General features: G+C 31.1%; 12 protein-coding genes. All 12 read right to left on the minus strand.

Features of this window, described 5'->3' with window-relative positions:
• Positions 1-53: 53 nt before the first annotated feature.
• The 12 genes from ACWJKP_RS11425 to ACWJKP_RS11480 all read right to left on the minus strand — a co-directional run bounded on the left by ACWJKP_RS11425 (position 54) and on the right by ACWJKP_RS11480 (position 12,335).
• Positions 54-1,334: a methionine gamma-lyase family protein gene (locus ACWJKP_RS11425; RefSeq protein WP_165412973.1), complete on the minus strand. Its 1,281-nt coding sequence runs from the start codon at positions 1,332-1,334 to the stop codon at positions 54-56.
• Between the two features lie 132 nt (positions 1,335-1,466).
• The gene (locus tag ACWJKP_RS11430; protein WP_165412972.1) at positions 1,467-3,038 is read right to left on the minus strand and encodes an ATP-binding protein; all 1,572 of its coding nucleotides are present in this window, start codon (positions 3,036-3,038) and stop codon (positions 1,467-1,469) included.
• A complete protein-coding gene (locus ACWJKP_RS11435) occupies positions 3,028-4,203 on the minus strand; it encodes an ATP-binding protein (protein WP_165412971.1) in 1,176 nt (391 codons plus the stop codon). Before ACWJKP_RS11435 ends, ACWJKP_RS11430 begins: the two co-directional genes overlap by 11 nt.
• Before the next feature lie 167 nt (positions 4,204-4,370).
• Positions 4,371-5,552, minus strand: a complete 1,182-nt coding sequence (locus ACWJKP_RS11440) for a hypothetical protein (RefSeq protein ID WP_165412970.1) — start codon at positions 5,550-5,552, stop codon at positions 4,371-4,373.
• 59 nt (positions 5,553-5,611) lie between these two features.
• Positions 5,612-6,208 (minus strand): TetR/AcrR family transcriptional regulator, encoded by a 597-nt coding sequence (locus ACWJKP_RS11445; protein ID WP_187351423.1) that lies wholly within the window; start codon positions 6,206-6,208, stop codon positions 5,612-5,614.
• A gap of 200 nt (positions 6,209-6,408) precedes the next feature.
• Positions 6,409-7,779 carry an alpha/beta fold hydrolase gene (locus tag ACWJKP_RS11450; protein ID WP_165412997.1) on the minus strand — a complete coding sequence of 457 codons (1,371 nt, stop codon included), beginning with the start codon at positions 7,777-7,779 and terminating at the stop codon, positions 6,409-6,411.
• Positions 7,780-7,935: 156 nt separating this feature from the next.
• Positions 7,936-9,342, minus strand: a complete 1,407-nt coding sequence (locus ACWJKP_RS11455; protein ID WP_165412968.1) for a HAMP domain-containing sensor histidine kinase — start codon at positions 9,340-9,342, stop codon at positions 7,936-7,938.
• On the minus strand, positions 9,339-10,043 hold the full coding sequence (locus ACWJKP_RS11460) for a response regulator transcription factor (RefSeq protein WP_165412967.1): 705 nt from the start codon (positions 10,041-10,043) through the stop codon (positions 9,339-9,341). The genes ACWJKP_RS11455 and ACWJKP_RS11460 overlap by 4 nt, the downstream gene beginning before the upstream one ends.
• A gap of 113 nt (positions 10,044-10,156) precedes the next feature.
• On the minus strand, positions 10,157-11,095 hold the full coding sequence (locus tag ACWJKP_RS11465; protein WP_165412966.1) for a hypothetical protein: 939 nt from the start codon (positions 11,093-11,095) through the stop codon (positions 10,157-10,159).
• 100 nt (positions 11,096-11,195) lie between these two features.
• Positions 11,196-11,507, minus strand: coding sequence for a hypothetical protein (locus tag ACWJKP_RS11470; RefSeq protein ID WP_165412965.1), 312 nt, complete (start codon positions 11,505-11,507; stop codon positions 11,196-11,198).
• Between the two features lie 204 nt (positions 11,508-11,711).
• The gene (locus ACWJKP_RS11475; protein WP_165412964.1) at positions 11,712-11,936 is read right to left on the minus strand and encodes a hypothetical protein; all 225 of its coding nucleotides are present in this window, start codon (positions 11,934-11,936) and stop codon (positions 11,712-11,714) included.
• 75 nt (positions 11,937-12,011) lie between these two features.
• The gene (locus ACWJKP_RS11480; protein ID WP_165412963.1) at positions 12,012-12,335 is read right to left on the minus strand and encodes a TfoX/Sxy family protein; all 324 of its coding nucleotides are present in this window, start codon (positions 12,333-12,335) and stop codon (positions 12,012-12,014) included.
• Between the last annotated feature and the right edge of the window lie 187 nt (positions 12,336-12,522).

A 12,522-nucleotide genomic window follows, 5' to 3' on the forward strand; every position in this document is an offset into this window, starting at 1 on the left:
AATTGCAGGATTTTTTTATTCTATTACTAAGTCATAAATATTTACTTTCTAGTTCAAATAACTCTTGAAAGTGCTATTAGTATTCCAATTTTAGCATGATCAAACGTTAATCCACCCTGTAAATATGCTATATAAGGCTCTCTTATTGGAGCGTCTGCAGATAATTCTATAGATGCTCCCTGAATAAATGCACCTGCTGCCATTATAACCTTATCTTCATATCCTGGCATGTCCCACGGCTCGCATTGAACAAAAGAATCAATGGGTGACCCCTCTTGTATACCCCTACAGAAATTAATTAACTTTTCCTTATCATTAAATTTAATTGCTTGAATTATATCACTTCTTTTATCAGTATACTTAGGAAGAACTTCAAAACCTGCAAGTTCCATAATTCTTGCACAGAAAATAGCGCCCTTCAATGCTTCCATAGCTATATGTGGTGCTATGAATAGTCCTTGATATAAAGAACGCATAACTCCAAACGTAGAACCACATTCCCCTCCTATTCCAGGAGTTGTTAGTCTGTAAGACGCTTGTCGTACATATTCTTCTTTACCTGCAATATATCCACCTGTAGGTGCAATTCCACCACCAATATTTTTTATGAGTGATCCAGCAACTATATCTGCTCCTCCATCTGTAGGCTCCGTAACATCAATAAATTCACCATAACAATTATCTACAAAACAAATCACCTTTGGATTTATAGCTTTTGCAGCTTTTATAATATCATCTATTTCAGAAATTAATAATGCTTTTCTCCAGCCATATCCAGTAGATCTTTGAATATGAATTAGCTTTATTGACTTATCTTCAATTAATGTCTTTTTCATTAGATCAATATCAACTTTAGAGTTATCGTTTAATTCTAATTGTTTATATTTTACACCATAATCTTTTAATGAGCCTATATCCTCCTTAGCATTTATACCTATTATATTAAGAAGTGTATCATAAGGTGTTCCGCATACCGACATCATGGTATCATTAGGTCTTAAATTACCAAATAAGGCTGCTCCAATTGCATGTGTTCCATTTACGAAATGCGGCCGAACAAGTGCACTCTCACAATTGAAAATTCTTGCATATACTTTATCTAATGAATCTCTCCCAATATCGCCATAACCGTATCCAGATGAATTTGTAAAATGACATTCGCTAATTCGTTCATCTTGTAGTGCTGTCAAAACTTTAAGTTGATTAAACTCTCTTATTTCATCAAGAATTTTAAACTCCTCTTGTACATCTTGTATTGCTATATCATAAAGTTCTAGCGTTTTTGAACTTATTTTATACTTCTTTTGAAGGTATTCTTTTGTTATATCTATCATGATTCCAGGTCCCCTTTGTATTATGTATTTATTTTAAATGCCTTAATAATAGTAACATAAATAATACCGATGTAGAATAGTTTTATTTATATATCACTTATATTCGTAGGCCTTTAATTGTCTCTTTCTATACTATTGTATCACTGCAGATGATGATTTAACTTCTTCAATAATTTCTTCAACAGTTTCCTCTAATTCTTCACCCACTTTTTTATATTCAATTTCAAATTTTTCATTTTGATTTTTCATAAAGTACATTAACGCATAATAAGTAGGCTTAAATTTATCCTTTAGATTAAATTCAGTTTCATTAAATAGTTTAAATAAGGAGTTGTATTGTCTTTTAGCCATTAGAAATATTAAATATTCATTAATACACCTATTATCTTTATCTGTATTATTAGCTATTTTTAAAAATAAATGAGCTTTTTGTAAGGATTCTTCTATTAGATCATTACAAAGTAAGGTTTCCGATAAGATATAAATGGTGTTAAAATCATTTTCTTTTTTTTCACTTTTGTTAATTAGTTCCTCTTTATTGCACCAGCTTTCAAAAAAATCCACAAGCCATTTCACCTGCTGTTTTTCTTTTTCTCCCCCAAATCTCATCATGTACCATATGTTAAAAAATCGTTCGTTTATTTGGTACATATAATTTTTCTTATTTACAGGTATTTTATTTATTACTCCATTCTTTTCTAATTGATTTAGCTGAGCGGATACTTCTTTGCTTTGCATTCTTATTTTGTCTGCTATTTCTTTTGTGGTTATGGCATCAAAGCGTAAAGCTATAACATCAACAATTTCCTGTTGCACTGGAGATAACCTATCCATTGTGTGTTTATAAAGAGGTGTTTCTCTATCTATTAATATATCTAGTATTTTGAATATGGGTTCGTTGTCAATATTTAAAATATCAAAAAGTAATACCATTATTCTTGGCACCCCACCTGTTAACCGCCTTAAAGCTTCTATTTTTCCACTGTTACTTTTAACTATCTCATTTATACCATTCTTATTAAAAATTTCACCTAACTTTTCGAAAAATTCCGCAGTTTCTTCTGAATTTAACCCTTCTAATTTTATCAGCTTAAAGAAATTATAGAAGGGCTTCTTATAATCAACCGTAAATTGTAAAACTTCTGAAGATGCTCCTATAATTCGAATTTCAGCAGAAGTTAAGAGAATTTCTCTAAGTTTTTGCTGCTCATAGATTTTAAACTTCTTTAGAATATCTTCAATGTTATCTATTAAAAGTATTAATTTTTTATTTTGTTCTTTAAGTTTTTTCTCAAGTATTTTAAAGCATATATCTTCGTAGTCTTCTACCTCTGCATATTTATCCATTTCATCATAAAGCCCTACAAATTCATCATTTTCCATTTCAAGATTTGCAGCTGTTACCTCCCAAAGTTTAAACAGTCTTCGTATACTGTATTGCTCCTCAGGAAATATAACAGGAATAAACTTTGCTTTTAACTGCTTATCTCCTTTTATTTCAAAGTATAATCTTTTTAATAAAGTTGTTTTACCATAGCCTGTTTGACCTTCTATGATATAATGCTGCTCTGGATATTTCATGTCAGATTTTTTTATATCTTTAAAAATCTTTTGAAATTCTTTTTTCCTTATTACAAATCTATCAACTAATTCTTGATGCGATAAATTATTGGGATTATAAAAACTTAAACTACTAATTTGCATTTTTTTTACACCACCACATTCTTAATATAGGAGAGGTAAATGTATATAATTTTTCCTCCTCATCATTATTTATATATCCATCATCAATAATAGTATTTAAGAGATCTTTATATGTTTCGCAAAGATTATATTTTACAGCTAAATCATATATTTCGTTATAAGTTATCTTCTTAGCTTCTGTTATAGCTATTATGTTTAATACTTCTATAATAAACTTATAATCATTATTTTTGTACACCTTAAGTCTCTCATGCCAACTACTAAATTTATTATTTTCCTCTATCATACGTTTAATTGCTATATCAACCGATTTATTATATATAGGACATATTTGATCTTCATCATAAATATCCTGAATTTTATCCATAGCAAGTTGAATATAAAAAGGAATTAACCACTTAATTTTATGTAGCATATGGTCTATAGTATCATTATCCATAGTAAAATCAAGCCCTTTAAGTAGTTCATTTATAAGACTTTTTCCTTCTGATTCACTTAGTGGAGTGACTTTTAATATATCTAGATCATTTATAAACTTTGAAGAATCCATTCGTCTTGCAATACCCTCGAGGCTTATGGAACCTGTATATATGAATTGAAATTTATTATTTATATTACTATTTTGTCTTAATGCTCTATTACTTTGAAGAAGATGAACTGCATATGTAGTGCCTTCATTTTGTTGAATATTTTCTATTGTTTGAGCAAATTCATCTATCATTATAATTAATTTGTGCCCTTCTAAATCAATAGATCTCATAATTTCTATGAACTTTTCATAATAATTTAATTCAATAGTTTTAGTAAACTTAACAGAGTCTATGCCTACTTCGTCAATACTTTTAAAAATATTTTTAGCTAAATCTTTAATTGAATTTATTACTTTATCTCTTTTCTTTATTGAATCACAATTTAAAATGGCCTTTACGATCTCCTTATAATACTTATTTTCGTTATACACGGACTCTGTAATTACATAGATTATATAGTATTTATCCTTTGGATTATCTTCTATATACCTCATTAACGATGTTTTTCCAACCCTTCTTGGAGCTGAAATTATAATACTACTAGCTGAATCAATTTTTCTCCATAATTTGTTTATTAAAATAGGCCTTTTAAAAAAATTTTCACCTCGTGCAGCTTGCCCTGTTGTAATTTTCATAATTAGCACCTCCGCCATTCCTTATATTTACAATTATATCTAACAAAAAATATTTTGTCAAGTATTTTAACAAAATATTTTTTGTCATAATTGGTGGAACCATAAATAGTGACGGGAATGGATTTTTATCTGTTTTAGAAATTCAAAATTATTTATTAGCATAAAGATTATTTTGCCTTTAACATATCATAGGTTAAAATTATTTCATTGCGCTTCCACTTTGATTTTACATGTAATTTGTTGTCCACTATTTTAATATCACAATTCCAGAAGTAAGTTTTCATCCATAGCTTACCAGGCATTGGCTGCCAACCTTTTTCAGGATTCATTTTAAATACAATTGCATCCATACTTTTATTTATTGAATAAACGCCACCCATTATACCTTTAACCTCATCAACACCGATTGAAAAGTGTCCCTTAACTTCTGTATTATTCTTTAATGATATTATATTGGGTATAGCAGGCGAAAAAGATATTCGCATTTCACTATTACTATCTTTGATTGCTACACTTTTTATTTCACTATGTCCATTATTTTCAATAGTTGAATAAATACAATTATCTACCCTTATCTCTTCTACATCCTTAGTAACTTCTACAGGTTCCATAATATCCATGTAATCATTATTCAACTCTTTAATATTATTAAAATATGAATACCTAGCCAAATAAACCCTTTTAAAATTGCATAATGGAAAAAGTTTAACAGGCTTTAGATTTTTCCCATTAATCTTTACAAATATCGCTGTACCCTTTTGCTCCACCATATTAAATTTTTTTAAGTAAATAACAGGAAACTTATCTGGATTTTCGCTCATATTTCCCACTGGAGCAATAAGTCCAAAACTATCTATTTTATTTTTATTCTCCTTTATTTTAAATTCTATGCTTCTTTTTTCACTATCTTTAAATGATAGATAAACATCAATCCCCTTTTCAGTAGCCTCAAAATGAACCTTTATTGAATCAATTTCATTTAAGGTTACCTTATTCAATAAAGACGTGTAACTATCAGCATTAATCTTCAATCCAGTTGTATAGTAAATATCGGTTTGAGCTTTCTGCCCTGCCATAAGTACAATATAATGTATAGAATTCTCCTGTTTCACCTGCTGCAATTCTATACATTTATACCTAGTGTCTCCCTGGAAATCAATTAAACAAAGCTTCTCAATTAGTAATTGCTCATTTTTAAATTTTATTAGAGGATAAATGTATTTATTGTTTTCTTCTTCATAAATAGAAGGATTATTTTTTTTATTTCCCAAGTATTTTACTTCGTTAACGGGGTTATTTTCAGGAACCATAAAGATTGGACAAATTTTCGAAATTAATTTTCCTATCACTTTTAAACATCTCCTTTGAATTTTTCAGATAAAGTAAAATTTTAATTCATAAAGTCAAATTAATTGTTATTAATTAGTAATTCATATAGTTGTTTAAGGTTTGAAAGTATCTTTATTTTTATTTCCTCCTTATCTTTTATAAAAGTCCGATTATAGATCCATTTACATACTTCCCCATGCAAATAACTATGTAATATGTCGCCAATCAAGCTTGCTTTTTCTTCTGAAATTTTATTGTTACTTGATTTCATAATGCCAGCGGTAAATCCTTGACTTGGCATTTCCAATATTTTAATAACTTCCTTGGAAGGTGTTCCACCTATAGATTTAAGCCATATCAATTCATACCAACCAGGATGATTCATGGAAAAATCAATTATATTAGACAAAACCAAATAAAAATTTTCTTTCGGATTAGTCTTACTGCTTATACCGTTGTCTGCATAGTCCATCATCATAATAAGTACTTTTCCAAGCGATTCCCAAAATATATCATCTAGGCCGTTGAAGTAATTATATAAATTGGTATGAGCACAACCAGTCTTCTTAGCTATATCTCTTAAAGTTACATCCTTTCTTCCATGGCGTTCATCAATTAGGCTTAATGTGTTTTCTAAAATTATTTCTTTAGTTACACGATTTTTATTAGTCTGCATTATATCTACTCCATTCTTATTACCTATGGTAATTAAATTTAGTAGTATAATATCAAAAATAACTTTATATGTCAATAGGATTCACAAAAACAGCAACTCTAATAATAATCAGGACGACACATAGTCTCCACTTCATTGATATATCAATAATGTGGAGACTAGTACAGGAAACGGAAAGCAGTCCTATTTCGCAATTTAAATTAATTTGTCTTTGTTTTCTTCGATACTAAATTTATTATAAAATCATTAAACTTGTCCGGTTCGTTTCTCCATGGCTCGTGCCCTGAGTGTTCAAACCAAATGAGCTCTTTAGAAGGTGCTTTTAGTGAATTGAAATACTCCTCAACCAATGATGGTGACGCGTTGACATCGTGTCGACCTTCCATAAAGTACACTGGAACATCTAACTTTATAGCTTGTTTACGTAAATCTAAATTGTATAACTGAGGATAGACATGATTAAAGGTAGTAATCAAACCATGAAAATAATTTGCTTTATCATATAAACCATATTCAGTACCTCCAATTTCACCAAATGTATTATATCCTGCTCCCTCAATTTCAGAATTTTTTGTCATATGTTTACTCAAATACTGTGAGAGGGTAGAAAATTTCCAAACTACATCTTTACCATGGTATGGTGGCAGGCCTTGATTTTTCATTTTTTCAATTTGTTTTGTATCTCCGCTATCTTTTGCCATCTTGAGCACTAGTTCATACATACGGACATCGGTTTCAACGAATTCAACCATCTGACCAGTACCAATAAATGCATGATATAGTTCTGGGTAACGTTGCACAAGCAATATACCTAGTGCACTCCCCCACGACTCACCAAGTACATATACCTTTTCTTGTTTAAATCTCTGGCACAGATACTGTGTTAGTTCATATCCATCAGAAATGTATCGCTCAGGGGTAATTAATTTATTAGGTACAGCATTAGTTGACTTACCCGCCCCTGGTTGATCCCAGTTAATAACCACATAATTATCTTCAAGTTTTTTTAGTTGAATTCTGGTTGCGGCTAGCTGTGTTCCACCGGGTCCGCCAGCTAGAAAAAGTAGCACCGGATTATTTCTATTTTTTCCACGAATAGTTATCCACTGATCACTGCCACCTAGATTTACTTTCTCTAAGGTAGCAATACTACCCACTAATGGTTTGCCATTGTCCCCAAGAATAGGTGGAGTGTATGCCATCCACTGGCTGAATATCACCGAAACAACATTTACAGATACTAATATTATTATTACTATCAACTGACTGCGTAGTTTCAAAAGCCAAGGGGTTATTCTTGATCTTGTACGTGTATAAAGAGCAATAATTAATGTAATCAGAATTGAGATAAAAAGAGTTAATATTGCTACAACCAAAGAAAGTATCAATATTAACGCAAACCCTAGCTCTATGGGGACAGTTTTCATAGTAGCCATTAGATATGGACGTATAGCAATAATATAGAAAGCTATTATAACTGCTGTGATTAATGGTAAAAGAAAACGTAGATGAAGCAACAAATTGGTTTTCCCCCCGCGAAAAGTTGTATCTTTTTTAAACAATAATTTCATATCATTCTCCCTTCTATAAATATTTAGTCTGTTTTTTTCAAATAACTTTAAATCTTTATTTCTTACCAAAAATGGAAAACAGCCCCCTTTAGTATCCCTTGCTCTTACTATAACAAGGTATACTTAACTGAGACTGTTTCTAATCTTAAATCCATCTTAAATTTTAGGAATATTAATAATATACTCACACCCACAGTTGACCTCTGTGTTTAGACAAATGCTACCTCCATGTGTTACAATGATTTTTTTAACTATGGCTAGTCCGAGGCCTGTGCCACCTGTTTGTGAGTTTCTTACACTATCTGCGCGTACAAATGGATTAAATATATCTTTTGCAATTTCTGAAGGTATTCCAATTCCATTATCCTTAAAGATAATAACGACTCCATCACCCTGCTCAAATAAGCTGATCATTAAGAGTGTTCCTTTGGGATTATATTTTACTGTATTAGAAACAAGATTTTGGACTACTCTATTCATCTGCTTTAAATCAATGTCAATAAAGATTTCTTTTTCTGGTATCTCAAAATCATATGTAAATTGGGCCTTATCAAAGGTAGTTATAAAAAAGCCTATTTCTTCCCTCATATATTCACATATATCAACTCTGGTTTTATTCAATGAATATTCTAAGCTTTCCATTTTAGACAGCTCAAATAGGTCAGTAACTAAATTGTTTGCTCTTAAGCTATTTTCACATATTACTTTCATGTATGTACGGTGTTCTGCTTTTGATAAATCAGGTTTGTTATAGCTAAACTCTGCATAACCCATAATACTTGCAAGAGGGTTTTTAAGATCATGAGAAATATTAAGTATAAGCCTTTTACGGTTTTCTTCAGACTGTTTTCTAAGATATATTCCCCGTTCAATTTGTTCTGCCATTTCGTTAAATATATATTCTAATTCTCCAAACTCATTTTTCAAATTAAGCTCAACTCTTGAAGAATAATCTCCATCTTTCAATCGAGAAGCACTGTGACAAAGTTTTTTTAAGGGGTTTATAATGCTTATAGATGATAGCTTTGAATATATCACAGTGCATATTGCAAGCAGTATTGAGTAAAACAAAATAACAGCAACAATAACACCAACTACTCCCTGTTTATCAACGGAATTGTATTCTTTGTTATATACTAAATGCAAATCAATTCTAATAGAAGTGGGAAACGTCACTACCAGCCAAAAATGCTTCTTAGAATTGTATTCAATACTATAGCTATAACGTCTTTCAATACTTTTACTCTTCATCAAAAAATCAGTGAACTCCGCTGTGGTGAGTTTATCTTTTGCCATAGTGTTAAGACCTGCAGAATATGCAACTTCATAATCGGTGTTAATTACCTGTACACCGCCACCGTTATCAATAACATGTGCTACGTCAATCCTTTTATAATCATCCTTCATTAGGCTTTCTGCAGTATAATTATTCTTAACAAGGGTCTTTGATATAACATCGTTTGCAAAACCTAAAAGCATAAGTGCAAATAGAGCTATCATTATGGAAATAATAAACATGAGGACATAATTTGCTAAGAATCTGCTTTCTATTTTTCTGTTCATAGGCTAACCGAGCTCTGTTTATGAAACTTGTATCCAATACCCCTAATGGTTTTGACATATTCCGGATTTCTTGGATCAGTCTCAATCTTATTTCTGATATGACTTATATGCACCATGATGGTGTTATTGTCACAATAAATATCCTCATCCCATACTGCCTTGTATAACTGCTTCCTGGTAAAAACCCTTTCCGGATTCTCCATAAGGTACTTAAGCAACATATATTCTTTTGCATTCAGTACCACCAGCACATCTTCTTTATATACGCAGCAGGCATCTTTATCCAAGCACAAATTGCCATACTTTATTTTGGAGAAGGCGTGTGGCTTTTGGGACGAATATTCAAGGTTTCGCCTAAGCTGTGCACTAACTCTTGCAAGCAGTTCTGGCATACTAAACGGCTTTACTAGGTAATCATCAGCACCAATCCCAAGTCCTAAAATCTTGTCCATATCATCACCTCTAGCGGTTAGAAATATGACAGGAAGATTGCTTGTTTGACGGATTTTTCGTAGCAGATTGAATCCATCCAGTCGTGGCATCATAACATCGAGGATGGCAAGATCAATAGCTTTGTTTCGTATGATTTCTAAAGCCTCTATGCCATCCTTTACAGCAAATACAGAGTATCCCTCTTGCTCAAGCTCTAACTTTAAAAGGATTCTGATGTCCTTTTCATCTTCTGCGATTAATACATTCAAAAAACCACTTCCTTATTGTATATTTTATTTTGCAAACTGATATCAACCACTATTCCTCCTTAATTAATGCCTACCTTTAAACAAAATAACTTTTATGTTTCCTCAATCTACATTTACGCTTGTTCAACAAGCAATTTAATATTTTCTTCCGTTAAAAGCAACCCATTTTGTATACTCTCGAGCTTTTCTTTCAGTGAACCTATTACATTCTCTACATTGTTTGCAACACAATGTACACTATCTAATGATTCACAGATTTTTGATTGTACAACCCAATCAGATATAAGACCATCAATAAAATAATCTGCAAATGTTTCGAAAGAACCAATATTTATATCTATATTCATTATTAAATTCACATCGGATAATTCATTTTGAAATCGTATCAATGCAATTTTTGTATTATTTGCATATTCCTTAGCTTCATCAATATGTGAGTGCTTAGCTGCAGTTGCAAGTAAGCCTCCCCCTAGTATATCCCATGTTCCCCAGCCTTCAGCACTTTCAAGAGAATTTTTTACACGTCCAAGTTCAATTTGTACCGCCTCACCTGACGCAATTGCTTCCTTCAATTCTTTCTTCTGTGCTTCAAGGTCAGCTAGGTTGTCTATAAGTTCAAGTAACTTTTGAGATTTACCATCATTTAACCGCAGTATAAACTCTTCTTTGTGCTTCAATACAGTTTCATATTCACACTCTACGCCAAGTAGACTGTTTAATGAAGCTTTATAAGATACAATTTCCTTCTCTAATGCTAAAACTGATTTACAACACTCATCATACTTTAACCTAGCAGAAAGCAACTCTTGCCTCTCTTTTTCAAGCTGTTGATGTTTGCTCCCGAGTATCGAATAAAATATACTGGTAATACTTAATGATTCAAGTTTTTTAACATCCTTATCTTCATCTTTAAGAATATTTTCGAGCTCTATCTTTCTATCTAATTCTTTTTGTAATACTTCCCTAGTCTGGTTAACCGAACTTTGAAATTTCTTTTTTCTCAGCAATTTTTCTTTGACATTTATAAGTTCCCTGTTAAGTTCTTCAAACATACTAAACTTCCTTTCTCCATATAAATTTTTTGTACACAATAAAATACAATACGACGCAGATGTCAACAAAGGTTAAATTTTCGGCTTCGAAGGTTATGATTTAACAAAACAACAATGATGCAGTGGATCCAAAACTGCCCATAATTAACATTACCAATATTAATGCTATAGCATTTATAATTATCCCTAATTTTGCCAATCTATTAGATTGTATTTTTAGTGATATAGAAGCTAAAACGCCACCTATTATACTTATAATAGGTGTTATGAACACTATTAGTCCCCCTGAATTTTGAGACGGTATTATTTGAAAAATACCGTTTAATATAAGCATAATCATAGTTAATGATATACTTATAGAAGTTATAGCAAATACTTTACTAATAGCTTTCATATAGTGTTTATTTTTCATTGAATTATCTCCTTTATCACAAATATTTACTCAATTACTTTTGGATGTTTCAAAAAAACTCATTTTCTTATCCTCCTCATAGGGATTACATAAATAATCTTTACTTCGCTGTTTTTTACCAGTGTGACGCACTTTAAGAACATTACGACATAACTAAAGCTAAAAATCATGCTAATTTTATTTGATTCTATAAATCGGAAATTATCATTTGCTTCTTAAATTCTCCATTCTTTGATTTATGTTTTTCTCGAATTCTTCATCCGTAAATTTAGGGTCTCTCGTATTTCTCCATATTGAGCAAGGCACCTCACCAAAAGCAGAACAATCACCATATTTGTGGTTATTGATAGCACATTCATAAATAGCACATGCCTTTCCTTTTTCGCTATGAAAAACCATGCCTTTGATTTCATTACATCCATTACACATAGTTCCATAGCAACCACAGCTACTGCATTCAGTACCACAGTAACTAAAGGTACTTATTTCTCAAATCCTCCTCTTTTATTTCTTTATCTTTTTTTTTGGTTTCGGTTCGGGTAATTCTTCATACATAGCTACTACCATTTGTTTTAACAACTCACTATTATCGATAATATCTACAGGCAACATTGGCTTTGCACCCTCATATGGACTCTCTAAAATGATATCAGGCATATAATGTTTACTTGCTTCAGTAATTTTTACCATAAAGCCTGTTCCATAGATTCCACCAAATATTCTGCCTTTATAATAGAATATGTAACCACCCATCATAGGTATAGAGTTTATATCTTCCAATCCCTCTAATTGCTCCATTATGTATAAAGCTAATTCTTTGTTTGCCATATTACCCCCCCCCTTACAAATTTCGATTTATGGTGTTGTTGTAAATAATTCATATGTGACGCATTATTTTACACTTGCGACACAAGTCTTACGAAGATTATAACATTATTTTACATAATGCTACATACATTTATATATATATCTATGCACAAAATTATTTTATGCTTATATTACTAAATAACCATTA

It is taken from the genome of Clostridium sp. CM037 (genome assembly GCF_055081095.1).

Bases quoted from the DNA above. Each gene is read 5' to 3' on its own strand.
- ACWJKP_RS11475 (WP_165412964.1), bottom strand. From the start codon at position 11,936: ATGTGTAATGGATGTAATGAAATCAAAGGCATGGTTTTTCATAGCGAA.
- ACWJKP_RS11480 (WP_165412963.1), bottom strand. From the start codon at position 12,335: ATGGCAAACAAAGAATTAGCTTTATACATAATGGAGCAATTAGAGGGA.
- ACWJKP_RS11465 (WP_165412966.1), bottom strand. From the start codon at position 11,095: ATGTTTGAAGAACTTAACAGGGAACTTATAAATGTCAAAGAAAAATTG.
- ACWJKP_RS11450 (WP_165412997.1), bottom strand. From the start codon at position 7,779: ATGAAATTATTGTTTAAAAAAGATACAACTTTTCGCGGGGGGAAAACC.
- ACWJKP_RS11455 (WP_165412968.1), bottom strand. From the start codon at position 9,342: ATGAACAGAAAAATAGAAAGCAGATTCTTAGCAAATTATGTCCTCATG.
- ACWJKP_RS11435 (WP_165412971.1), bottom strand. From the start codon at position 4,203: ATGAAAATTACAACAGGGCAAGCTGCACGAGGTGAAAATTTTTTTAAA.
- ACWJKP_RS11430 (WP_165412972.1), bottom strand. From the start codon at position 3,038: ATGCAAATTAGTAGTTTAAGTTTTTATAATCCCAATAATTTATCGCAT.
- ACWJKP_RS11470 (WP_165412965.1), bottom strand. From the start codon at position 11,507: ATGAAAAATAAACACTATATGAAAGCTATTAGTAAAGTATTTGCTATA.
- ACWJKP_RS11425 (WP_165412973.1), bottom strand. From the start codon at position 1,334: ATGATAGATATAACAAAAGAATACCTTCAAAAGAAGTATAAAATAAGT.
- ACWJKP_RS11445 (WP_187351423.1), bottom strand. From the start codon at position 6,208: ATGCAGACTAATAAAAATCGTGTAACTAAAGAAATAATTTTAGAAAAC.